The sequence below is a fragment of the Rubritalea spongiae genome, from assembly GCF_042652385.1.
Taxonomy (GTDB): domain Bacteria; phylum Verrucomicrobiota; class Verrucomicrobiia; order Verrucomicrobiales; family Akkermansiaceae; genus Rubritalea; species Rubritalea spongiae.
This window is the reverse complement of sequence record NZ_JBHSJM010000001.1, coordinates 890,055-913,283: the sequence shown is the minus strand read 5'-3', so window position 1 is coordinate 913,283 and position 23,229 is coordinate 890,055. Positions and strand designations below refer to the sequence as shown.

At 48.5% G+C, this 23,229-nt stretch carries 18 protein-coding genes and 2 tRNA genes; 10 read left to right on the top strand and 10 right to left on the bottom strand.

Features of this window, described 5'->3' with window-relative positions; genetic code table 11:
- Positions 1-98: 98 nt before the first annotated feature.
- The 4 genes from ACFPK9_RS04310 to ACFPK9_RS04295 all read right to left on the bottom strand — a co-directional run bounded on the left by ACFPK9_RS04310 (position 99) and on the right by ACFPK9_RS04295 (position 6,488).
- Positions 99-1,520, bottom strand: coding sequence for a PepSY-associated TM helix domain-containing protein (locus ACFPK9_RS04310; protein WP_377093476.1), 1,422 nt, complete (start codon positions 1,518-1,520; stop codon positions 99-101).
- Between the two features lie 72 nt (positions 1,521-1,592).
- Positions 1,593-3,620: a TonB-dependent receptor family protein gene (locus ACFPK9_RS04305; RefSeq protein WP_377093475.1), complete on the bottom strand. Its 2,028-nt coding sequence runs from the start codon at positions 3,618-3,620 to the stop codon at positions 1,593-1,595.
- Positions 3,621-3,740: 120 nt separating this feature from the next.
- Positions 3,741-5,792: a TonB-dependent receptor family protein gene (locus ACFPK9_RS04300; RefSeq protein ID WP_377093474.1), complete on the bottom strand. Its 2,052-nt coding sequence runs from the start codon at positions 5,790-5,792 to the stop codon at positions 3,741-3,743.
- A gap of 261 nt (positions 5,793-6,053) precedes the next feature.
- Positions 6,054-6,488 carry a hypothetical protein gene (locus ACFPK9_RS04295; protein WP_377093473.1) on the bottom strand — a complete coding sequence of 145 codons (435 nt, stop codon included), beginning with the start codon at positions 6,486-6,488 and terminating at the stop codon, positions 6,054-6,056.
- A gap of 109 nt (positions 6,489-6,597) precedes the next feature.
- Between ACFPK9_RS04295 and xseA the strand changes: the two genes are divergently transcribed.
- On the top strand, positions 6,598-7,935 hold the full coding sequence (xseA, locus tag ACFPK9_RS04290; protein WP_377093472.1) for an exodeoxyribonuclease VII large subunit: 1,338 nt from the start codon (positions 6,598-6,600) through the stop codon (positions 7,933-7,935).
- A 342-nt stretch (positions 7,936-8,277) separates the two neighbouring features.
- Complete coding sequence (locus tag ACFPK9_RS04285) at positions 8,278-9,810, top strand: PhoH family protein (RefSeq protein ID WP_377093471.1); 1,533 nt, start codon at positions 8,278-8,280, stop codon at positions 9,808-9,810.
- On the opposite strand, the gene ACFPK9_RS04280 is transcribed toward ACFPK9_RS04285, so the two are convergent.
- The 6 genes from ACFPK9_RS04280 to tsaD form a co-directional block, all read right to left on the bottom strand.
- A complete protein-coding gene (locus ACFPK9_RS04280; RefSeq protein ID WP_377093470.1) occupies positions 9,811-10,605 on the bottom strand; it encodes a TatD family hydrolase in 795 nt (264 codons plus the stop codon).
- Positions 10,602-11,645, bottom strand: coding sequence for a tRNA 2-selenouridine(34) synthase MnmH (mnmH, locus tag ACFPK9_RS04275; RefSeq protein ID WP_377093468.1), 1,044 nt, complete (start codon positions 11,643-11,645; stop codon positions 10,602-10,604). Before mnmH ends, ACFPK9_RS04280 begins: the two co-directional genes overlap by 4 nt.
- Positions 11,646-11,753: 108 nt before the next feature.
- Positions 11,754-11,948 carry a hypothetical protein gene (locus ACFPK9_RS04270; protein ID WP_377093467.1) on the bottom strand — a complete coding sequence of 65 codons (195 nt, stop codon included), beginning with the start codon at positions 11,946-11,948 and terminating at the stop codon, positions 11,754-11,756.
- A gap of 50 nt (positions 11,949-11,998) precedes the next feature.
- Entirely contained in the window at positions 11,999-12,889 is an 891-nt protein-coding gene (locus ACFPK9_RS04265) for a TonB-dependent receptor (RefSeq protein ID WP_377093466.1), read from the bottom strand.
- 23 nt (positions 12,890-12,912) lie between these two features.
- The gene (locus tag ACFPK9_RS04260; protein ID WP_377093465.1) at positions 12,913-14,124 is read right to left on the bottom strand and encodes an OmpA family protein; all 1,212 of its coding nucleotides are present in this window, start codon (positions 14,122-14,124) and stop codon (positions 12,913-12,915) included.
- A 78-nt stretch (positions 14,125-14,202) separates the two neighbouring features.
- On the bottom strand, positions 14,203-15,258 hold the full coding sequence (gene tsaD, locus ACFPK9_RS04255; protein ID WP_377093464.1) for a tRNA (adenosine(37)-N6)-threonylcarbamoyltransferase complex transferase subunit TsaD: 1,056 nt from the start codon (positions 15,256-15,258) through the stop codon (positions 14,203-14,205).
- A gap of 279 nt (positions 15,259-15,537) precedes the next feature.
- Between tsaD and ACFPK9_RS04250 the strand changes: the two genes are divergently transcribed.
- From ACFPK9_RS04250 to ACFPK9_RS04215, 8 genes are all read left to right on the top strand, one after another.
- Positions 15,538-15,614, top strand: a tRNA-Asp gene (locus ACFPK9_RS04250).
- Positions 15,615-15,646: 32 nt separating this feature from the next.
- Positions 15,647-15,723, top strand: a tRNA-Asp gene (locus tag ACFPK9_RS04245).
- 145 nt (positions 15,724-15,868) lie between these two features.
- On the top strand, positions 15,869-17,944 hold the full coding sequence (locus ACFPK9_RS04240; protein ID WP_377093462.1) for a TonB-dependent siderophore receptor: 2,076 nt from the start codon (positions 15,869-15,871) through the stop codon (positions 17,942-17,944).
- A 98-nt stretch (positions 17,945-18,042) separates the two neighbouring features.
- Entirely contained in the window at positions 18,043-19,134 is a 1,092-nt protein-coding gene (locus ACFPK9_RS04235) for a PepSY-associated TM helix domain-containing protein (protein WP_377093460.1), read from the top strand.
- Positions 19,135-19,299: 165 nt separating this feature from the next.
- On the top strand, positions 19,300-20,163 hold the full coding sequence (locus ACFPK9_RS04230; protein WP_377093459.1) for a hypothetical protein: 864 nt from the start codon (positions 19,300-19,302) through the stop codon (positions 20,161-20,163).
- Between the two features lie 398 nt (positions 20,164-20,561).
- Positions 20,562-21,407, top strand: coding sequence for an SMP-30/gluconolactonase/LRE family protein (locus ACFPK9_RS04225; RefSeq protein WP_377093458.1), 846 nt, complete (start codon positions 20,562-20,564; stop codon positions 21,405-21,407).
- Positions 21,408-21,472: 65 nt separating this feature from the next.
- On the top strand, positions 21,473-22,261 hold the full coding sequence (locus ACFPK9_RS04220) for a thiazole synthase (protein ID WP_377093456.1): 789 nt from the start codon (positions 21,473-21,475) through the stop codon (positions 22,259-22,261).
- A gap of 87 nt (positions 22,262-22,348) precedes the next feature.
- On the top strand, positions 22,349-23,140 hold the full coding sequence (locus ACFPK9_RS04215; RefSeq protein WP_377093455.1) for a hypothetical protein: 792 nt from the start codon (positions 22,349-22,351) through the stop codon (positions 23,138-23,140).
- The last annotated feature ends 89 nt before the right edge of the window (positions 23,141-23,229 follow it).

Genomic DNA, 23,229 nt, shown 5'->3' with positions numbered 1-23,229 from the left:
TTAATTTGCCTGCTGACAATGAAAAAGCTCACTCAGCGGTGCCAAGTGAGCTGGGGATATGAATTGATATTGCTCAGTCGAGGAGTATGGGAGGGAGTTTATGATTTGCGACGTTTACGCAAGAGGATGAGTCCGAGGATTGAGACAAGTGCGATGGAAGCCGCTGCGATGGCGGTGACATAGTCACGTAGTTCCTTGCTGATTGGGTCGAGGAAGTGGAACTTGTGGAGGTTGATGAAACTGATCGTTTCGACAAGGTCGCTCGGCTTGGTACGCATGGCCATGTGGGCATTGATGGTGTCGACAGTATAGTGCCAGTAGGCTTGTTGGTCGAAGCGGACGCGAACGACAGGGAGTCGTTTGAAGATGAATCCATAATCGCGCTGGAAGCTGGTGATGGGTTCCACTTTTGAAACGTGCTCTGGACTGTAGCCTGAGAATTCGCAGGCGAGCTGGGTGGCAAAGATGGTTTCGCCATTTTCGAGTGGGCTTAGATTTTTTGCTGAGAGGTAAATATTAGCTCCGCGATTTTTACGATCCATTAGCGCGAGTCGATAATGAGCTTGATCACCGATCATAGCTAGGCTGATGGCGTGGACTGGCTGTTTGACTTCGGACAGGATTTCTCGTGGGCTGTGGACGAGTTGGTCGAGAGGCACAGAGTGCTCGCTGATCCATTGGCTGGAGTCGTCATAGTCATATTTAGCGGCGACGTGGTAGATGCCACTGATGCTGAACATGAGGAAGAAGAGTGCACTGCCGGCGCCAAGAATTCGGTGAAACTTGCGACTGGGTTTGAGAGTTCTCTTTTTGCCGCCTTTTCGTTTCACGCGGAAGGTGACGAGGTTGACGATGCCAGTGATTGCCATTGTTAGACTGAGAAGGCTCATGATGAGCACGACGCTGATACGCAACATACTGTCTCTGTTGCCAAGAAATGACCAAGTGTGTCCCCATGAGAAGAGCTTGGCAAATAGACGTTTGAATGGGGAATCAAAGGTCGCGAGTTTGCCTGTGCGCAGGTCGACCACGACTTCCATGCCGTCAGCTCGGTCGAGCTTGACTCGCTGGACGGGAAGTAAGCGGTTAATATAGCTGTAGTTTGCTCCAAATTCGGTGATTTCGGAAATAGAAATGAGCGGAGAGTCTGGGTCGTCTAGGTAAGCACGGGCGAGTTGCTCGGCATATTTTTCTGCTGCATTTGCGAGTGGTTCCCCTGTTTGTGCATCGTAGAACACAAGTGACCCATTGGCGAGGGCACCTCGGTATACAGGAGTGTTGTCAATGCTGATGAGGTTAAGCTGGTGGACGTTTTCTAATTTTTCGGATAGCGCTTCAGCTGGGCTCAAGATTGCTGGGTCACTCGGGACGGGTTTGGGGACTAAAAAGAAGTTGGCGATGCTCGGACGCAGCCAGTTTGCCATGATCGGGTGCAGTACCCCTGTGACAGCCCAAAGGATGACCGGGATGGCGATCCAAGGCGCGAGCCGCTTGTGCAGGTGAAAGAATTTCTTTTTCATAGGAATGAAGAGTGGCCCATCACTGATAGATGTTAGTGATAGGCCACAAGGTTATGATTTTTTATAGATTGCCTACCACTTGAGAGTCGCTCCTAGGTAAGCAGCACGGCCGTCACCAGGGCTTAGATATGCATCAGAACTAGGGTTCACTGTGACGCTGGAAACGTAAGCTTCATCGAAGATGTTATCGACACCACCGTAGAGGGTGAGGTGTTGATTTACGTTCAATTCGAGTGACCATTTCCAGATGTTGTAGCCATCGGACTCGATGGTGTTTTTGTTGTCGGCAACGATTCCACTCGGTAGCCAATCGACTGTGATCGCGGTGTTCCATTTTGCATCTGGAGCGGTGAGTTGGAGAGTACCAGCGTAGACGTGCTTGGCGACAACGGGGATTTCATTGCCATCGTATTGGCCCCCATCGAAGCTGAAGTCATTGAGCTGATAGCTCTGGACGAAGTCGAGTTGGTAGTCTGAGTTCCAGTTAAACGCATCGTTGAGATCGAGCGCGAGGTAGGCCTCTAAGCCAGCGTGGATGGTATCTTCGTTGGTTGTCTGGTAGACGTCTGGCGCGACTTCGACGTCGATGAATTCATCATTCACTTGGCTGTAGTATGCGCTGATTTGGCCAGAAGCAAAACCATGCTGGAAGCGAGAGCCCGCTTCGATGCTTTGTGCTGTTTGCGGTGAAACTTCTGCTACGACTTCTGAGAAGGGAGCTGCTTCGAAGCTTTGACTGAGGTTGATGAAAAGTTGGTTAGACTCATTGAGATCCTTGAGGTAACCGACTCTCCAAACTGCGTCGCCTTGGTTTTCATCGAAATCGGTTTGGTTGTCATTTTCAGGTTCGACGCGGCGTTTACGTTTCGCTTCCACATATCCTGCACCTAGGAAAATGTGATCAGTTTCGGTGAACTGTGTTTCATTTTCGAGGTAGAGATTAAAGTTTGCGGCGACGTCATCTCGAGCATTGCTGCCCACTGGAGCTCCAGGGAAGGGGACGAAGCCACTGTAGCCGCCGACTTCGTTGCGTCCGTAGTTATAGGTGACATTACTGCGGAGGATTTGTTTGGTGGAAGCGAGTTGCCATTCATTTTCAGATTGGAAACCGATGCCAACTTCGTCGGTGTCGTAGTCGACGAGGTTATTGAATGCGCCTACGCCGATACCCGTGAGGTGGTCGAAGTCGAGGTATTGGTAGTAGGTGTAGAAGGCGTAGTTTGCTTTATCTGTGCCCCAAGTGGTACGTTGGGACAGCTTGATAGTGGAGAGGTCTCGGTCGGTGCGAGGGTCTTGGCCTGGCGCGGACTGGGTGGGGTCGTCGTGGAATTCATCTTCGGTGAGCGAGCCAGCTAGTTGTGCGTCTGAGTCACTGTAGAGGAAGTAGAAGCGAGTTTGGGCTTGGTCGCTCCAGAGGTAACCGAGGTTGGCTGTGAAGTGGTGGCTGTGCCAGTTTTGCATATCGCGATAGCCATCAGATTCTTGGTAGCTGTAGCTTGAGAAGAAGTCCCAATTGCCTTGTTCGACGCCGTATTGGACGGAACAGCGGAAGGTCTCGAAGCTGCCGTATTCGAGTGTCATTTCAGCACCGGGATCACTGACGCCATTTTTCTGGACGATGTTGATGGCTCCACCGAGTTGGCTACCACCGTAGAGAAGGCCATTGGCGCCTGGGTAGACGTTGATGTGGTCAATGCTGAGTGGGTTAATGACACGGAAATAGAAGGAGCCGTCGGCATCGTTTGCTGGTATTCCGTCCACTAGGAGAGAGACCCCTCGGCTGCCGTAGCGCCGCTGGAGACCTGAACCACGGACGGAGAGTCTGGAATCGACTGAGGTGCCCGAGGACTGGGCGTAGACTTGAGGGTTAAACTCAAAGAGGTCTTGGGGTTTGATGACGCGTCCAGTGAGGTCATCTATTTGAACAATACTGCCAGTTCCTGGTAGGTGGCGGATTTGTTCTTCTGTGAGGGCGATGCTGTCGAGAAGGTCGGGAGACTGTGCGGTGATGGTGGTAGTTTCTAAGTTTTCGTTAGAATCTGCTAGCAGAAGTGAAGGTGTGAGGCTTACAAACAAGAAGCCAGCTTTTGTAAATTTCATAAAAAAGGTAGTGAAAATAGGGCTGAAAAATTCAGCCAATTAATTCCATTGTTAGATGGATGAATTGAATTGGTGAGACGGGTGACTAGTCACCTGTACTAGGAATATTGAGTAGATTGTTTACCAGCTGTAGGTCGCGCCGATATATGCAGCGCGTCCGCTGCCTGGGCTAATGTAGGCAGGGTCTGTGGCAGAATTTTGAGCTGTTATGACTGTGGCGGCGTAGTCTTCGTCGAAGAGGTTATCGACGCCTGCGTAGACAGTGAGCTTATCTGTGAAGCTATACTCTCCGTATAAGTCGAAGATAGCGTAGCCATCAGCAGCGAGTTTGTTGTCATTACTAGCGTAGATGTCGTTTGGTATCCAATCGACTGATAGGGATGTCCTCCAGTTTTGATCTTGCCCAGCGAGAGTAAGCATGGAGGAAATAACATTTTCAGGGACTGTTGGCATGTGATTACCATCGGCAGGGCCCTCATTGAAGGTGAAGTCATTGAGCTGGTATGCGAGATCCCAGGTGATGGCTTGTTGGAGGTTGAGGCCGAATGCTTGTCTGACGTCAACTTGCGCAGCGAACTCAATACCTTGGTGTATGGTGTCAGCATTGGTAAGCTTATCGTATACACCACTTCCTGGGACGGATTCTTCGTAGATGAATTCATCTTGGATATCTGCTAGATAGAATGTGAGTTCACCTTGAAACCATTTGTGGCCAAAGCGGGATCCGATTTCATAGGTCGTTGCCAGCTGAGGATTTGAGATTCCATCAGCAGTGACTTCACTGAAGGGTGCAGCTTCGAATGAGCGACTAATATTCGCGTAGACTTGTGTTCTTTCAGATTGTTCAAAGAGATAGCCTGCACGCCAAGTAACACCATTTTGCGTATCTTGGTATGGATTTGGCACTGGTGTGGTATCATTGGCGCGGAATTCGCTTTCTCGATAGGAATCCGCATAGCCCACACCGTAGATGATGCTGTGTGCATCGTAGAGCATGGTTTGGTTTTCAAGGTAAAGGTTGACGTTGCGAGCGGTTTCTAGTCGATCATTGACGATGCCGGCAAAGCCATTGCTCCCGCTGATCTCACTTTCTCCGTAGACGAAATCAAGATTGGTGCGAACAATGTGGTCGAGCCCGAAGAGGGTGTAGTTCTCGTGACCACGGAGGTTGACCGAAAATTGGTCTGAATCGAAATCTGAATGGTTATCGATGCTTGGGAATCCTGGGAAGATGGAGCCAGCGAGTACGTTCAAGTGGTCGAAATCTACATATTGGTAGTTTGCGGAAAAGTTCCATCGGCCATTTTGCGTTAACCAGCTGGTATTTTGACCAAATCGGTAGGTGGATACATCGTAATCTTCAGCTCCGAATTTGACTTGCTGTCTTGGATCATCTTCAAACTGTTGTTTCGTGAGTGGGCCTGATAAATCTGCATCAGTGTCATTGAAGTTAAAGTAGAATCGCGTTTGTGCGATGTCTGACCATGTGTAGCCGAGGTTAGCGGAGATGTAGTGAGCTTGGTTTCCTGAATGAGGGATATAGCCATCGGTTTCGTTGTAGCTGTAGCTGGCGAACCAATCCCAATCACCTTCAGAACCTCCGTATTGGAGAGCTGCGGAGTAGGAGTCAAACGAGCCGTATTGAAGGGTGAGGTTTGTTCCTGGGGCGGAGATGCCGGTTTTTTGAATCACGTCGATCGCTCCACCGAGCTGCGCTCCGCCATAGGGAAGGCCATTTGCTCCGCGGTAGACCTCGATGTAGTCAATGCTGAGTGGATCGACCAAACGGAAATCGAACGAGCCATCTGCATTGTTGGCAGGCATTCCATTGATCAACATGGAAATGCCTCGAGCGCCGTAGACACGTTGTAGGCCTGAACCTCGGATAGAGATTCTGGAGTCGTGGGTGTTCACAGAGCTTCGCGCGTAGACACCTGGCTCAAATTGAAAGATTTCTTCGTAATTTACAAAGGGGTCGGTCCAGTTTTCGGAGGTTACTATTGAGGCTCCACCTGGTGTGAGGGAGATCCGTCGAATTGCCTCTTCCTTATTGGATACAATATTTTGAGAAGTGGCGGTGATAGTTGTTGTTTCTAGAGTTTCGTTAGAATCTGCTAGGAGTAATGAAGGTGTGAGGCTTATGCAGAGTAAGCCAGCTGTCATGGATTTCATGAGTATAATAATGAATTAATTGTGTGTGAACCATCACTTGTTGTGGATGGAGATCACGATGAGTTAAGGTGCTCAGACTTAGGTGCACTGGTGTGCGTGGATTAGAGCATGGTGCCGATGTTTCGATTGAGACACGGCTGTTAGAATGCTTGAGAATGAATCTTTATTAGATTCTTACTCAAACATGAGTAGGTATGGAGGTACACGTCACAAGACGCACTTCTGTTAGAGTGCGTGTGAGAAAGCCTCAGACTACATAATTTAACTCAATTGCTGTGGAGGGGGAGTATCTGGATGATGCCCGAAGGAACGCTGGGCGAGATCATCGGTGAGGGATGGGAAAGCCGATTTTGGCTTAGAGAAAAGTTTGAGTGGTGCGATTGCTAGTGCAATGACTGGTTGCTTTTCTTTGACTTGCTCTTTTGGGGCCGGAGCTTCGGGTGCTGGTTGCTGCTCTGCCTCGCGTTTGGCGGCGGCAATTTCACACATCGAACAGGCGTGTTTACCGTCAAAGGTGTTTTCGACAGCTTGGCTGACTGATCCAGTTTTTGCGAGTTGTGTAGGAAGCATAGTTGCCCAGCCTAGTACCTGGATGACGACAGAGCCGACACCTAGGGAAAGAATCAATAAGACGATCATCAGCACGCGTAATTGGCTGATGATAAGTCGTTTTAGAGTTTGATTCTTGATGAACACAGCGGGTGAAGAAAAGATAAGCAGCTGCTAAATAGGTGGATGTGAGAAAAGCGTCAAGCGAATCAGAGAGTATTCTTGAAACTGCGGAACATGTGACAATGATAGTGGCATGCCCGATGCCAAAACGATCAGCGTAACTCGCCTAGTTAGAAAAATGCGTAATCTGTTAGAGATTGAGTTAGGTGAAGTGTGGGTTGAGGGTGAAGTTTCAAACATGCGGCGTCAGGCAAGCGGGCATTTGTATTTTACCTTGAAGGATGATGGAGCACAGATGAGCTGTGTGATGTTTCGAGGGAATGCGAGCCGAGCAAAAGTTCAGCCAGATAATGGCATGCAAGTGAAGCTTTTTGGGGAAGTTTCCGTGTATGAAGCGCGTGGTTCAGTGCAATTGATTGTGCGGCAAGTAGAATCAGCTGGTGAGGGGGAACTACAGGCAAAGTTTGAGGCTTTAAAGAAGAAGCTCGATGCTGAAGGCCTTTTTTCTAATGAGTTGAAGAAGCCGATTCCGAGTTTTCCTAGAAAGGTGGGATTGATCACATCTGGGACAGGTGCGGCGCTGCAGGATATGCTGAATGTACTAGGACGTCGCGCTCCTTGGGTGCAGCCTGTGTTGTATCCAGTGCAAGTTCAGGGAGTAGGTGCTGAGCAAGGAATAGCACATGCAATTGATCAATGGAGCCAGTGGCAGGAAAATAATTTGCCGGAGGTGGATGTGTTGATTGTGGGGCGTGGTGGTGGCTCGTTAGAAGATTTGTGGAACTTCAATGAAGAGGTGGTGGCACGTGCTATAGCGGCGTGTAGTATTCCTGTGGTCTCGGCGGTCGGTCATGAAATTGATTTTACGATTGCGGATTTTGTGGCGGATATGCGTGCACCGACTCCTAGTGCTGCTGCTGAATTAGTGGTTCCCGACGGTGAAGATTTATTAAGGAAACTGCAGCGTTACGGGGCGGGCATGTCGCGGGTTGTGGAGAGTGAAGTGCGGCGTTATGAAACTCAGCTGAGTGGGATGAGGCGTGGAGCCTTGTCGATGTCGGTGGAGCGTGTTTTGCGCGAACCGATGTTACGCTTACTGCAGGCTGGGAAAGATATCGACGACGCGATGGTTCAGCAATTGACCGAGCGAGTGCAGAAATTGCAGTTGATGAAACAACGCTATGCTACACTGCACCCTGAAAATCTCATTGATGGAAGGCTAGAGAAGGTGGCGCATAAGAAGCAGCTTTTAAATAATGTGATGGCTAACAAACTAGAGCGTATTGAGAGACAGCTGCAGAGACAGAAATCGTTGCTACGAGCTTTAGGGCCAGACAGTGCGTTTGAGCGAGGTTTTTCAGTCAGTATGACGAAGAATGGCGAGTTAGTGCGCTCAGCAGATCAGTTAGCGAAAGGAGAGGTCTTGGTGACGAAACTACGCGACGGCGAGATCGAGTCTGAAGTCTGTTAGATCTTGCTGAACTAAAGCGGGAAGAAGCGTTTTAGGAATGCGCAATGATCAGTTTTGCAGAAAATTAAGCATGCTGGCAATGCGAAATATTTTTTTTGGTGGGGCAAAAACGAGGTAGGCTAGGTGGGTTGTAGCAATGGCGGCTTGAAATTTTTTGTGCGTCGATTGGGCGGCAAGAAACGTGTTTACATCTGGGCTTCTGAGGGCAATAGTTTAGGTAACTTGATAAAGTTTTTCCATGAATCACATAATGTTGTGGTTGTGCGGGACCTCAGTAGGTGGAGGATCTCGTTGAAGCGTAACCGCCTACACCAAACCCAAAGTGTAACAACGAATTAAATCATGAGTTCAACCACCCCATCTTCCACGGTCAGTAAGAAAGGCGCTAGAGTCACAAAAGCTAAAAAAGCATCAGTAAAGGGGACAACGAAGCGTTTACAAGAGTTTGGGATAAAGGCTCCGAATCAGACTGCGAAGAATTTTGTGTTGGATACGAATGTGCTGCTTCACGATCCAGGCTGCTTGGGCCGGTTTGCGGATAACCATGTGTGCATCCCATCAGATGTGCTTTCAGAGCTAGATAAGTTCAAAAACGAACAATCGGAACGAGGTGCGAATGCGCGCAGAGTGCACCGTAGATTGACTGAGATTTTTGGGACATCGATGGAGGTGACTCAGGGGGTAGAAACCGAAGGTGGCGGGACTGTGAGAATGGTCATTTACGATCCTTCATTTTGTATGGAAAATTCAGAAATGCTGGCTCAGTTTTTGCGAGTATTTCCTGATAAGGAGCTTGTAGACCACCGTATTCTTGCGGCGACAGTATTATTGTCTGAGCACAACAGTTCGCCCGTGGTGTTGGTGACTAAGGATCTCAACATGCAGCTGAAAGCTCGTGCTGTGAATATCAACTGCCAAGATTACTTGAATGATAAAGTAGATGCGAGTGAGGTGTCTAATTACGACATGCGTTGTGTCGAAGTGGATGCTGCTGAGCTTCAGCGTTTCGCTAGTGCGGGACATTTAGAGATTGAGCATGAACGTCGTGTGGATGTGGTGTTGAACCAGTACGTTTTATTGCAGGCTGGTGAGAAACAAACGATGCCAGCGAGGTTGGATGCTGAGGGTGTGTTTGTGAGGTTACAAATTCCAGAAGTACTACGCATCCCAGATGGGCACCATTTGAAACCGCTTAACTTAGGACAGAAATGCTTGATCGATGCTTTGCTAAATCCAGATATTTCCTTGGTTACTTGTTATGGTCAGGCTGGTACAGGGAAAACATTAGTCGCAGTGGCAGCGGGATTAAGTGAAATGTTTAATCGAGAGTACAATGGAGTGACTATTTCGCGTCCCGTAGTGGCTATGGGAGACTCGATAGGTTTTTTGCCAGGTGATTTAGAAGATAAGATGCGCCCCTGGTTACAGCCAATTTATGATGCGCTTGAGTTACTCATGTCCCCACCAGCGAATCCTCATCAAGGCCCGCGTAGGAAGCAAGCGAAGAAGGAGGCTGCGAATAAGCAAACGACTTCATCTAAACCATGGGAGGCGTTGGTCGAGCAGGGAATGATCGAGATCGAGGCCTTGTGCTATATTCGCGGGCGTTCTATTCCCAATCGTTTCTTTGTGTTAGATGAAGCTCAGCAGCTTACTCCACTTGAGGCTAAAACGATTGTTACGCGGATGTCGCGTGGTTCGAAGCTGATTATGGTGGGTGACCCAGCGCAGATTGATAATCCCTATGTGGATAGTCGCAGTAATGGATTAGTCTACACTCGCAACCGCCTGAAAGGTCAGCCATTCACGGCTCATGTATCACTTTCTAGAGGTGAGCGCAGTCCTCTCGCAGAAGCCGGCGCTCAGCTTATGTAATTATTCAGTAAGAAAGAAGCGGGTGAAATTCGCTTCGAGTTGATTGCTGAGTTCAGCGAAATCCATAGCTAATAGTGAAGCCAGCCCCCTCGCAGTAGCCACAAGGTTAGCGGGGTGGTTGGTCTTCTCTGTTAGTGGGTGGGTGATCCATTGTTCTGGTGCGCACATGTCTGGTGCGTCGGTTTCGATTAAGATCCGGTCTAGTGGAATGTAACGGAAAGCTTCTTGGACATTTTGCTTACGCTGTTGGAGAAAATAGCCAGAGAAGGAAAAGTAGGCGCCGAGTTTGACTAGTTGTCGGGCTGTTTCTTTCGACCCGCCGTAACCATGGAGCATGAAGCCTCGTTGTGGGATTTTATGAGAATTTAGCGAGTCTAGCAATGGAGCCCAAGCTTTTAGTACATGTATGGAAATGGGGCGATTGTAGCGTTCTGCAAGTCCTAATTGAAAATGAAACGCATCGCATTGAGCGTTGATGTTAGGATTGTGCATCCATTTATCGAGTCCACATTCGCCAATACATGCTTTTGGATTTTCATTGATGAGCTGAGTTAGTTGTTCTTTCCATGCATTCAGGTGGAATGGGGTTTTCCACGGATGGAGTCCGTAGCTGGGAATGATGAGCTGGGGATAGGTTTCGCTTAGTTCCGTGACTGCGTTCCAGTCCTCCGGCGAAGTTCCGTTGACGACGAGGGCGTTGATGCTCTGTGCTTTTACTTCGGCGATGATGCCTGTTAGATCATGAGTGAGTCGAGGATCTTGTAGGTGGAGGTGGGCATCTTGATAGGAGGTCATAATTCGAGTGCGATGATTTCTTTTGCAGCTTTTTGGTAGGAGTCGGTACTGAATTCTGGAATCTGAATGTTCGCTTGAGGAGAGGAATAGATCGATTTTTCATCACCTGGCTGGCGATAGCTGAGATCGTAATGGTCTTGTAAAATTGAGGTGAGAAAGCTGTCCCAGTCGTGTTGTTGGAGTTGTTGGTGCCATGCATCAACCAGTTTGTTGCCTCGTAGCCTGCGGAGAACATTAAGTAATTCTGTGAGTGATGCTGGGTCTTTGCAGAAGTGTGGGTATTCATCACGTAGAAGCTTCGTGCGCTCGTGCAATGGAAGTTCAATTTCGATGACGTGGGACTCGCTGAGCTTTTTCCAGAGTGAAGGTGGACAGTGGATGTTGCCGATTTTATTACTCTCGGCTTCCGTGTAGATTGGCTTGTTAGGGGTGAAATTATTGAGTGTGTGCCAGAGTGAACTCTCGAAGAATTTTTGGCTTGGCTGTTGTCCCTCGTGTGGAGTTCCAAGGAGAGAGCCTTTGTGGTTTGCTAGACCTTCGAGGTCCAGAACTTGGGCACCTTGCTGGGCTAAGGTGTGGAGTAGGAGGGTCTTTCCAACACCGGTTAGACCTGAGAGAACGACGAGTTTGCGGTTAAGGTTTGTGAGCTGGTTTTCGGTGTCTGCGATCATCCATTTTCGGAATGCGCGATAGCCACCGTTGAGTACTTGGGCTTTCCAGCCAATGGAGGCGAGAATGTGAGTTAATGAGCGGGAACGCATCCCTCCTCTCCAACAGTATAGTAGAGGGATGTATCCGTGATCTTTTTTTGAAAAGTGCTGAGCTAAATGTGTGGCAGCGTTGGCAGAGACTAGAGCGGCTCCTAGCTTGCGTGCCTCGAAGGGAGATTGTTTATAGAGTGTGCCAACTGTGACCCGTTCTTCGTCGCTCAGCACTGGGAGGTTGAGGGCGCCAGGAATGTGGTCGATGGCAAATTCGGCTGGTGTGCGTACGTCGATGATCTCAGAAAAGGTAGAGAGATCAGTGGGGAGGGTGGCCATTTCGAAGTAATGCACAGTACAGTTTGATTAGAAGTGGTATTGGAAGATAAAAAAAGCGCCGAGGAATCCAAGGCGCTTTCATGATAAAAAAGTGAGAGGCAATGTAAATTAACGGATGCCCATGGCCTCTTCATTTTGTTGAATTTGTTCTCTCGTTTTTTCAGGTGATTGCCAAGGTGTCCCGGAAACGGTTTTTTCGTAAATTACGTTACCACTAGAGTCTGTAACCTTTTGTTCCATGCAAGAGTTTAGGCCTAAGAAGGCGCCGCTGATGAGGAGTAATTGGAGGCTAGTTAGTTTCATAGTACCTATTTTAGTGGATCGGTAGCAAATTTGCTAGATTGAAATGGAGTTTAGAAGCTGTAGCCCAAGTTAATACCAACAAATGGGGACGGGTCGTAATCTTTGCGGGAAATACGGTCGCCGTTAGAATCGTCTAGCACGAGATCATTGGCGAAGCCGACACCGGCGATGAAGGAGGTTTGTAGATGCTCCGTAGCTTGCCAGGTGAGAATCCCGAATACGGGAATGCTATTATCTTCACCGATGCCTTGCTTTGCTGAACTACTCGAGTCATCGAGACGGAAACGAATACGTTCACTGCGAGCACCAAAGGTAAAGCGAAGGTGTTCTTGGATGTCCCATCTGACGGCAAGCCCAGGGCCGAGTGATGCTCCAACCACGGGGCCAGTAGTGATGCTCCATTGTTCGGCAAATTGCCAATCGATGAGAAGGATTGGGAAGATGCTGGCGCTATCTTCGATTTGGCCTACATAGCCGATACCCGGGCCAATAGTTAGAGTGTCACTAAATTTGTAGGATGCTCCTGCTAGAGCACTCCCTGTGAGGGTGTCACTGAAATTGGCACCACTCTCTCCTGAGGTTCGAATGCTAGGGAGAGCAAAGAGTTCCCAGTTATCTGCGAATCCCCAGCGGATAAATGCTCCAAGGTTACCGATATGCACATCGTTCCACGGATTCAATCCGGTGAAGCTACCGCTGCCAGAAAAATCATAGGAATGGAGTTGATAAGATGCAGTAAGAGCGAGGAAGAGATCGTCGTTATTACTATAAAGCGGGGCTCCACCAGAGGCGTGGAAAAAATGTTTAGAAATTTCGCCACCAGCATCGACGTCTGCGGGCAGGTCATAGATGTAGCCGGTTTGCAGAGGAGCTATTTCGAGCGCGCTGGCTGCGGAGCAAAGAGTGAGGCCGAGCGTGCAGCTAAGTGTGATTGATTTCATATATGTGGGTTTTGTGAGGCTGCTTATTTACGCAACTCCCAGATCTCGCAGATTTGGTTTTCGAGTGGTTGGTTAGTCGCAAAGCGGTCGGTTTGACCGAGGTAGACAGCACGCGTTCCAGTTCCACCTTTAAGGTGTTTAACGATAGAAGCGATGGTGACCGAACGTTTAGCTGAGAGGATTTTGTTGTTGTCTGCGTTGCCTGTTTTGGACGCGTAACCAACGACGAGGAAGAAGGAATCTTTCTTAGCGGTAGTGATTGTGTCTTTAATGCTAGAAAGGACATTCCAGCTGACGTCAGATGAACCCGTTTTGAAACGTACAGAGCGGATCATGTGAGCATTGTGCTCCATGCTAATTTTCATATAAGCGGCTTCAAGTTGATCAGGAGTGAGGCCTTCGAGCTTTTCGAGGTCAGCGTAAAGTCGCGCGGCTTCAGGACGGAGCTCTTCCGCAGATTTTGCATAGAGGCTGTCGTAGTCGTTATCGGCACGCAGCTTTTGGAGCTCGAGGCGGAGTTGCTCATTTTCAGGGATGAGCTCGTTTATTTGAGCTCGGAGGCTTTCAGCTTCTGTCGAGCTGAGTGCGTTAGCTGCTTGAGCTTCGAGCTCGGCGATGCGCTTGTTAAGCTGCTCGTTCGTTAGCATTGTTTCATTGAGGGACGCGCGGAACTGGTCGACGGTATCGGAGTTAGGGCGCTTATTGAGTTCTTCAATTTGTTTGTCGCGTTGAGCGATTTGGAGTTTGAGGGATTCAACTTCTTCGCGAAGAATCGAGATATTAGCTTGTTGGCCTTCGAGAGCGATGAGCTGTGACCGCATTTTCGCAGCTTCGTTGTTAGTGTTATCGAAAGTGCGCTTGAGAGCGGCGAGGTCGGCCTTAGCTTTCATCAAAGCACTTTCTTTAGAACTGAGAGCTTGTTGGATATTTTCGACGTTATCGCGCAGGGACATGGCGTCTTTGCTGATGCGCTGGCTGAGTTCGTTGATAGAACTTGTGTCAGCGGGGATTGCGATCCCTTGAGCTTTCAGTTCGAGCTCTTTGGCTTCGATACTTTTGCGAAGAGCGAGGAGGCGTTCTTGGTCGGAGCTAGAGCTCACAGGAGAACCGCTGTTGCCTTTCTGCATGTTGAAAAACATCATCAGGGCAATGACGCCGAGCATGGCGATTACGATTACGATGAGAACATTTTGGTTGTTCGCTGGAGCAGACGACTTTGTTGGGTTTTCACTCATGAATAATGGCAGATAATTAGGTGTGGCTAGTGTGTAGGGAAATATCGAAGAGGTGGCAAGGCTAGGTTTGACGGGCGCCTATTTCCTCAGAATGAGGGTGTTGAGTGGGAGATTGGGGTCGATATCGCAGGAAAGGTCTGAGTATTGATTTCTGAGAAATTTGTGAAGGCCAACGTAGGCGATCATCGCGGCATTGTCGGTGCTGAGGTGTTTGCTACAGATTTCGAGTTGCATGCTATGGCGATTGCAGGCATCGGCCATGGCATCGCGCAGTGCTCCATTGCAGGATACGCCACCGGACATGGTAATACGGTCGGCGCTGACAGATTGGGCGCTGCGGATGGTTTTCTTGACGAGGACTTCGATGACAGCGGCTTGGAAGCTGGCGCAAATATCGGGAAGTTGTTCAGCTTTGGCTTGGCCGGTTTCAGGGTTAAGTTCTGAAATGGTATAGAGTACGGCGGTTTTTAGACCAGAGAATGAGAAGTCGAGGTTGCCTCGTTTGAGCATGGAACGGGGGAAGGCATAGGCTTCCGGGTTTCCACCGCGTGCTGTTTTTTCAATTTCAGGACCACCAGGGTAGGGGAGTCCGAGCATTTTGGCGACTTTGTCGTAAGCTTCGCCGGCAGCATCGTCCATGCTTTTGCCGAGTAAGATGTATTCGCCAAACTGTTTGGTGTGGAGAATCATAGTGTGACCGCCTGAGACGACGAGGGAGATGTTTGGCTGAATACCTGTTTTTCCTGCGATAAATGGGGAGAGCAGGTGGCCTTCCATGTGATTGATCGAGAGGAAGGGCTTTTTGCTGGCGACAGCCATGGCTTTGGCCGCGGTGTGGCCAACGAGGAGAGATGAGGCTAGGCCTGGGCCAGCGGTGGCGGCAAAGGCGTCAATTTGATTGAATTGGAGACCCGCATTTTTGAGAGCTGAATCGATCAATGGGCGCAGAGCTAAGGAATGGTTGCGCGATGCGAGCTCGGGCACGACACCTCCGTATTGGCGATGGATGTCGATTTGTGAAGAAATTTCGGAGCTGAGAATATCTACTTGGTTGAGATCTCCACGGAGAATGGCAACTGCGGTTTCATCGCAGCTTGATTCGATGGCGAGGATGGTTGCTGAGGTAGCTGGCACGTTCCGAGTAATTGCCGATTGGTACTTTCTTGCAAGTGGATTTAGTGAAGGGATGAGAAAAATGCTTGTTTGGAAGGTATTTGTTAATGTGTGAGGAGAATGTCTACAGGGTGATTATGAATAATAGGTCAACATCCTAGTGTGTTGATAGTAAGAGCGCTAAGTTATTAGTAGATTGTGTACTTTTAATAATCTGTGTTTTTTAGGAAAAAAGGTCTTGCACCGATCGGCGAATTGGGTAGGTTCCTGCCCGCCGCAAGGCACGCACCGAAAGGAAATGGAGCGGTAGCTCAATTGGTTAGAGCACCGGCCTGTCACGCCGGAGGTTGCGGGTTCGATTCCCGTCCGCTTCGCCATTTCCTTTCAATGCAACACATATCGACTGAGTGGAGCGGTAGCTCAATTGGTTAGAGCACCGGCCTGTCACGCCGGAGGTTGCGGGTTCGATTCCCGTCCGCTTCGCCACTCGTTGATAAAAAAAGCACATCTTAACTGGTGTGCTTTTTTTGTTGGTGGGAGGGAGTTAAATCACAATAAGGCAAGCTGTCGCTAAAACATGGCAAGCTGTCGATAGCGTGAACTCTCTGGTCATTCTATGACCGGCTCATACATGAGACACATTTACCTACCCATCGCCATGATCGCTGTCTGTCAGACAGCTCTAGCTGAAGAATCAGCCCAGACAGGGCAGGTCGACACCAATGCTCAGGATCTGACAACAACTACATTCACTGCTGAATCGTCAAAAGTTTCCCCAGATGTCAGCGCAAATTCTAAGCTCTTAGCATCACCTTACGAGACGCCACGTGCTATTGATATTATCACTAAGGAACAATTTACGGAACGCGGTGCTCAGTCTATCCAAGACGCCATCGGCTACACCTCGGGTGTTCTTGCTGGGCCGTTTGGCTTTGATTCTAGATTGGATTCCGCTCGTGTTCGGGGTCTAAGCCCGCTGTCTTTCCACGATGGGTTTCAGCAGCATTTTGGTTATTACAATAACACGCGTGCAGACATTTATATGCTAGAGCAAGTTGAGGTAATCAAGGGACCGGCTTCGGTTCTTTATGGTCGCGGAGCCGTCGGTGGTATTATCAATTCCGTGTCTAAGCTACCTAATGCATCTGAGCATAAGGAGGTCAACCTGCAGTATGGTACATACGATCGTCGTCAGATTGGTGTGGATTTCACTGGCGCATTGAACGAGGAGGGCACGCTTCTTTATCGTTTAGTCGGTTTGTATCGTCGTTCTGGTACGCAAGTGGATTGGGTTCGTGATGACGCAGCCATTTTTATGCCGTCGATTACTTGGCAACCAAGCGACGACACGTCCCTGACATTTTTAATGAATTTCCAGGATAACGATGGTGGTCAAACGTTGCAATTCTTGCCGAATGAAGGGACTCTCTTACCAGGCAAAGACATCGGCTCCGAGACATTCATCGGTGAACCAGGTTGGGATCGCTATGACACGAACCAGAATGCCTACAGCGTGATGTTTGATCATCGCTTTAACGACACCTTCTCTCTTAGCGCCAATGCGCGTTACATGGATTCTAAATCAAAGTACTATTCTCATTGGGTAGCTTATGGTCCATCGCCAACCATCCAGCCGGATGGCACTGTGGGGCGTACCCTATATGCGAGCCACGCGAAGTCGGAAACCTGGTCTGCTAATACGACATTGCACGGGAATTTCGAGTATGGTGCTGTGCAGCACAAAATGCGTTTTGGAGCTGATTTTGTGGACAACACCTTGGATAATGACACCGCTTATGGTTTGGGAACTACGATTGCCACTGGTGGAGCGATTAATATTTACAACCCAGTTTACGGCAACCTCAGCGCTTACGGTCCGTTAACGGACAACCCTGAGACATCACAGCAGCAAGTTGGGATCTTTTTACACAACCATTTCACCTTCGATAAGTGGATCGTTTCCTTGGGCGCACGTCACGATGATCTGAAAAGCGATGATGGTTCTATGACTACGAAAGAGAATGAGTGGACATTTGATGCTGGGCTGATGTACCAGTTTGATAATGGTATCGCGCCATATTATTCGTACGCAGAATCCTTCGAGCCACTCGGTTTTGACACCACGTCTAATCAGCAGCTTAAGCCTAAATATGGCGAGCAGCATGAGGTGGGGGTGAAATATAGACCTGCATTTGCCGACGCTTTGTTCACAGCTTCTGTGTTTGACATTAAGGAGAAGAACCGTCCAGTCGGTTCAGGGCCAACTCTCACGCAGAGTGGTGAAGTAAGCATCCAGGGTGCCGAGTTAGAGCTCAAAACGCGCTACGATGATTTCTACTTTCAGACTGCATACACATATCTAGATACTGCGGATGAGTCACTTCCAGGTGAACCACGTCTCGCGACAGTTCCAGAGAATCAAGCATCAGCATGGGTGACTTATGATCCAGCTGCAGGGAAACTCGAAGATTTCCGTACGGGTTTCGGTGTGCGCTACGTCGGTAAAAACTGGGATGGAAGCGATAGTCTCCACGCGGATGATTATACTCTTTTCGACGCAATGATTGGTTATACGTGGGGAGATGTCGATATCCAGCTTAACATCAATAACTTGTTCGATAAGGAATTTGTTGCTACGACTCAGGGTGGGCGCTCATACTACGGTGCACGACGTACTGTAAATCTCTCGGCATCTTATAATTTTTAATCAGTCTAGCTGCACAAGCTCTACTTCATAAAACCTCGCTCGCGATAACACGGGCGAGGTTTTATAGCTCTCTAGTCTCAATATTTACCAGACAGACCATGAAGGTTAAAACCATTTGGAAAATTCACTCCGTCCTCGGACTGCTCGCGGGCATCCCTCTACTGCTCATAGCGATCACAGGCTCTATCCTTGTATTTAAAACAGAGATCGACGCTCTGTGGGACCCTGCGAAGAATAAGCTCGAGGTGCCAGCCTCAGCGGAACGTCTATCCTACGACGAACTCACCACGATCGCCAGAGAATCTTATTCAGATCAGATCGTTGCGGGTTGGGCTCTCCCTAGAGCTTACGACTGCTCAGATTATATTTTTCTAATGGATCCTCACGACGAGGAGCACTGGACGGTGGGGAGGATAGATCCTTACTCAGGCGATGTGCTTAGTGCGTCTACCGAGTTTGATGCGAGCTTTACGGGCTGGATTTTAGAGTTTCACTACACTTTTTTGGCGGGGCACACTGGGCTCATTGTTGTTGGTGTTGTCGGTGTTATCCTTTGTTTGTTAGGAGTCAGTGGGTTCTTCATCTATCGCAAGTTTTGGAAGAGCTTTTTTAAAATGAAATGGAAGACCTCGTTGCGATTGTTCTCGGGGAATCTCCACAAGCGTATTGGCATCGTAACCACGCCATTTTTTCTAGTTTTAGGTTTCACCGGTGCATTCTGGAACTTCCAGCACATCGTTGGTCACCTAAATGAGGAGAACGAGGAAGAGCATGCGCATTTGGAGAGAACACCAGTGTTAGAGGTTTCACTCGACGAGATGATCAACAAGAGCAAAGAAGAGATCGAAGGATTTCAGGAAATGTATATTTCACTGCCGCATCATCCAGGGAATGACCCAATCTATTTTTATGGATATTCGGAGACTCGTTCACCGATACATTCTGACTATTCTTGTGTGACTGTATTTGATTCTCAGACTGGCGAGTTACAGAGCGCGACAGATATTCGAGATTCGGCGATCCATCTTCAAGCATATGATGCATTTCGCCCGTTACACTATGGAAATTTCGGGGGTATACCAATCAAGGTATTATGGTGTATACTTGGACTATCACCTGCCATTCTTGCACTGTCTGGTACCTATATAGGCATCAGTCGACTAAGGCAGAAGAAATCAAAAAAGGGTTAGTCGGACGATTACTAACTTCTTGCCAAGTGATTGATGATTGGTTAATAGCGTAAATACTCACTTCGGACACGAGCCTCCAAAGGCAAGAAACGACTCATTCCCCCCAGGCATTTTTGATGCTTGGGGTTTTTATTTTTAGAGTGAGGTCAGTAGGAAGCACACACAATGAAAACATTTCTTCAACATTTAAAAACCGGTAGATTGACTCCGCATGAGGGGAGTCTCTATGCGCATGCGCCGTGGTTGTGGATGACGATTCTGCAGCTAGCCACTTGTTTGGTGTTTGCGACACAAGGTTGGCTTTTGTTACGCGGAGAGGTGCATTGTTGTTCTCAGCTTTTTGCTGTGGATTCAACTGAAGCGTGGGTGACTTCATTATTTCCGTACATGGAGCAAGCGCTTGGTTATGGATTATTGGGGGGGGCGTTTTTGACTCTGCTGGTTAGGATTCCTTACTTCGCGGTATTGCGGTGGGTTTTGTTGTTTATTTGTATGGTGTCGCTCGGGGTAATTGCCGCGCAAATGATGGGTGGTGTTAAGAATACGCTGTTAGAGTATGTGGGGATGATTTTGATTCCTTTGATGCTGTTTTGGATGCTTAGCGTTCCTCGTGCGTTGAAACAGCTTGGTTGGGTGTTTTGTGCTGTGCTCGCGACCGCATTATGTCTGAACGGAGTTTGGCTGTTAGAAGCATCGTCAACAAATGGGCAGGTGCTAACAGCAGAAAATGGACTTGGCATAGTGAGCCTCGCACTTGGTGTGGCTCTGATGGTGCCCTTTGTTAGGAGGACAGCATTGTATGGGATTTTATTGATTTACGCCGTGAAGGTTTACCTATCTTTCAATGTCGGGGACGGTGAGATGTTTCTCATCTCTCTCTTAAGCTTGGCTACTCAAGGGGTGTTGTCCTTGTTGCTTTTGATGCTCTTACAGACCTGGAACCCTAATGGTCGTATGACTTTGAGGATGATGGAAATTAGCTCGCAGACACGCAGAATTCTTTCGAGAGCTCCTATTCTTCACAAGTAATAGGAACTATCCTTTTACTTTTTGACACATGATTAGCGAGATTAGAAATAGCACTCCGTTAAAAATAGCAAAGGCGCAGAGCAGATAGAAAGTGTTCATCTCGGCGTTGCGAATGGAGTGTATTTGTTCCATGAAGAAGGCATTGTCGCGAGCTGCATGGGGAATGTCTGGCTGCGGGGCGATAGTGTAATAACGAAGCCCTGCTAGGCTTGCACCGAGTATAGTAAAATAAGCAGAAAATCGACGAATTCTGATCCAAGGAGATGGCTTGGGGGAACGTGGCTTTCTGAAGAACATGACGGGCATGAGTTTAGGCATATAAGCGTTTCTAACAATAGCAAAGGTTGGGATAGTGATCCCTCTGGACAAAATTAGTGAGCCGACTTATTGCTAACGGCATGACGATTGAACCAATTGGAAAGTACCGTTCGACATGGGGCGAGGGCCCGATCTGGTGGCAGGGTAAATTGATTTATGTTGATATCGAGCAACACAAGGTGATCAGCTTTGATCCTGAGAGTGGTGAGGAAAAGCAATTTCCGGTAGGTGAGCGTGTGGGAACTGTGGTACCACGCGAGACTGGCGGTTATGTGATCGCTGGTGACAATGGTCTGTATTTTATGAATGAAGTAGGCGAGTTGACAGCCATCGCTGATCCAGAGCCGGACAAAGAAAATAATCGCTTCAATGATGGGAAGTGTTCACCCGATGGGCATTTTTTTGCAGGTACCATTTCTCTTGTGAAAAAGGAAGGTGACGCGCGTCTTTATAAGCTCGATAAAAATGGCGAGCTAACTGAGGCATTTGGGCCAGTAACGAACTCGAATGGGCTCGCGTGGTCGCTCGATGGTAGCAAGCTTTACTACATCGATACACCGCGGCGCGAAATCCTCAGCTTCGACTATGCTGATGGTAAAATTTCTAACATGCAGAGTGCTGCTGACACGGGGCACATTGATTCATCGCCAGACGGGATGACTATCGATGCAGAGGGGAATCTCTGGGTGGCCTTCTGTCACGGAGCGTGTGTTGCGTGTTTCAATCCAGAAACTGGTGAAGAAGTTCGTCGAGTGGAAATTCCGTGTCTGGAAACGACTGCTTGTGCTTTTGGTGGCGAGAATCTCGATGAGCTTTACATTACTACTGGAGTACATAAGACGGAGAAAGAAGAACACGCTGGGATGCTTTTTCGCGTGACTGGACTTGGGGTAAAAGGTGTTCCAGCCTTCGCTTTCCAGGGCTAGCCTTTGAAAATATTTATCAATTGGCAATTGCGGCTCGCGTGGTTGCCAATTAGTTTTCAGCCGCCATGAAGAACCAGTCATTAGTTATTGCAGATCGCAGCTTTGAATCACGTCTCATGACAGGAACCGGAAAGTTCCCGTCGAATGAGTCGATGCGTGATGCGTTAGAGGCTTCAGGCTGCCAGATCGTGACAGTGGCGTTGCGCCGTGCGGATCTTTCTGGTGGAAATGATCCATACGCGAACATTCTAGAATACATTGATCCTGAGAAGTATTTGCTTTTGCCAAATACCAGTGGGGCCATGGATGCTGAGGAAGCGGTGCGTTTGGCGCGTCTAGCTGCGGCAGCGGGCTTGCCAAAATGGGTGAAACTCGAGATTCATCCAGACCCGACTTATTTACTTCCCGATCCAATCGAGACTCTGAAGGCGGCTGAGGTACTGGTAAAAGAAGGATTCACCGTTTTGCCTTACATCAATGCTGATCCAGTTCTCGCTAAGCGATTACAAGAAGTGGGGACCGCCGCGGTGATGCCGTTAGGAGCGCCGATAGGTTCTAATAAGGGCGTGGTGACGCGCGATCAGATTCGCATCATTGTCGAGCAGGCAACGGTGCCGGTGGTGGTCGATGCAGGTCTCGGTGCACCATCGCATGCAGCTGAAGCGATGGAGCTAGGGGCAGATGCCGTGTTGGTGAATACGGCCATCGCAATCGCCAGTGATCCTGTGCGTATGGGCTTAGCATTCAAGGTTGCAGTAGAAGCTGGCCGTGCTGCCTATGAAATGGGAATTCCTGAGGTGATTGAGGGAGCTTCTGCAACATCACCACTTACAGGATTCTTGGAAGGTGTTTAGCCTAGTTTAGTTGTACTCTTAATGGGAGGGAGTAGGTGTGCGATTTTGTGCGATTGCATTCTGTATTACAGGATGATAAGTAAGGCTATGAAAAAGTTTATTCTACCCACGGCACTAGCACTCTATTCCGTTCTTCAGGCAAGCGCGTCCTCTTTTGGTGATACTGCTAGCAAGACTGGATTTGTTGGCTATCTCTATGATCTGAAAGCAGATGAGAAGGGCGAACCTACGGATGTAGTGGAGAGTGGTAGTAGTCTAACGGGGTTTTACGATGCCTTTGGTAGCCTGATTCGAAAGAAGTTTTCTGATAAGGCTTTGAGCAAATATGCATCGGCTGATGAGGCCAACAGCTTAAAGTATTTTATCGTACCGCACACAAAGGCTGAAGAGGCTCCCGCTGAATTTGGTTCACCCTACATTAAGCCGAATCAAATCATTATGGTGTACAAGGGTGTCATTGAGGAAGCACCTAAGGAAGAATTTCGATTTGCTGGAGTTTTCGACGATGCCATGTGCGTCTTAGTGAATGGCAAATTGGTATTTTATGTTTCACGCCATGAGGATGAACTGCGCTACAAGCCAGACGAAGTGAGTAACCGTCGTAAAAAAGACGGTGTGAGCTATGTGGGGTACGGCGAATATCTTGAACTGGAAAAAGGAGATGAAGTTACTTTGGTAGCGGCAGAAGTTCCAGGCGGAGGAATGTCTGGCAAGTTGCTGGTACAGTTAAAGGACTACGAGTATAAAAAAGACTCTCACGAGGATCCAATTTTACATCCATTCGTGTGTGCTGAACTGGATGCTGAAGATGAATCTGTGCTCAAGTCAAGCGGGGTCACAATGACTGGTATTCCTCAGTTCAAGTTCAAGGTAGAGTAGCCTTAAGAAACTTTGTAACATCATTTGTATTATAGCGTATTCTGAGAAGAAGATGCTTAATCACGTTGATATCCATGCCAGAAGCCATG

What these genes read in the sequence shown, in the direction of transcription:
- ACFPK9_RS04310 (WP_377093476.1), bottom strand. Translation starts at nt 1,520, where the DNA reads ATGAAAAAGAAATTCTTTCACCTGCACAAGCGGCTCGCGCCTTGGATC.
- ACFPK9_RS04305 (WP_377093475.1), bottom strand. Translation starts at nt 3,620, where the DNA reads ATGAAATTTACAAAAGCTGGCTTCTTGTTTGTAAGCCTCACACCTTCA.
- ACFPK9_RS04300 (WP_377093474.1), bottom strand. Translation starts at nt 5,792, where the DNA reads ATGAAATCCATGACAGCTGGCTTACTCTGCATAAGCCTCACACCTTCA.
- xseA (WP_377093472.1), top strand. Translation starts at nt 6,598, where the DNA reads ATGCCCGATGCCAAAACGATCAGCGTAACTCGCCTAGTTAGAAAAATG.
- ACFPK9_RS04285 (WP_377093471.1), top strand. Translation starts at nt 8,278, where the DNA reads ATGAGTTCAACCACCCCATCTTCCACGGTCAGTAAGAAAGGCGCTAGA.
- ACFPK9_RS04280 (WP_377093470.1), bottom strand. Translation starts at nt 10,605, where the DNA reads ATGACCTCCTATCAAGATGCCCACCTCCACCTACAAGATCCTCGACTC.
- mnmH (WP_377093468.1), bottom strand. Translation starts at nt 11,645, where the DNA reads ATGGCCACCCTCCCCACTGATCTCTCTACCTTTTCTGAGATCATCGAC.
- ACFPK9_RS04270 (WP_377093467.1), bottom strand. Translation starts at nt 11,948, where the DNA reads ATGAAACTAACTAGCCTCCAATTACTCCTCATCAGCGGCGCCTTCTTA.
- ACFPK9_RS04265 (WP_377093466.1), bottom strand. Translation starts at nt 12,889, where the DNA reads ATGAAATCAATCACACTTAGCTGCACGCTCGGCCTCACTCTTTGCTCC.
- ACFPK9_RS04260 (WP_377093465.1), bottom strand. Translation starts at nt 14,124, where the DNA reads ATGAGTGAAAACCCAACAAAGTCGTCTGCTCCAGCGAACAACCAAAAT.
- ACFPK9_RS04240 (WP_377093462.1), top strand. Translation starts at nt 15,869, where the DNA reads ATGAGACACATTTACCTACCCATCGCCATGATCGCTGTCTGTCAGACA.
- ACFPK9_RS04235 (WP_377093460.1), top strand. Translation starts at nt 18,043, where the DNA reads ATGAAGGTTAAAACCATTTGGAAAATTCACTCCGTCCTCGGACTGCTC.
- ACFPK9_RS04230 (WP_377093459.1), top strand. Translation starts at nt 19,300, where the DNA reads ATGAAAACATTTCTTCAACATTTAAAAACCGGTAGATTGACTCCGCAT.
- ACFPK9_RS04225 (WP_377093458.1), top strand. Translation starts at nt 20,562, where the DNA reads ATGACGATTGAACCAATTGGAAAGTACCGTTCGACATGGGGCGAGGGC.
- ACFPK9_RS04220 (WP_377093456.1), top strand. Translation starts at nt 21,473, where the DNA reads ATGAAGAACCAGTCATTAGTTATTGCAGATCGCAGCTTTGAATCACGT.
- ACFPK9_RS04215 (WP_377093455.1), top strand. Translation starts at nt 22,349, where the DNA reads ATGAAAAAGTTTATTCTACCCACGGCACTAGCACTCTATTCCGTTCTT.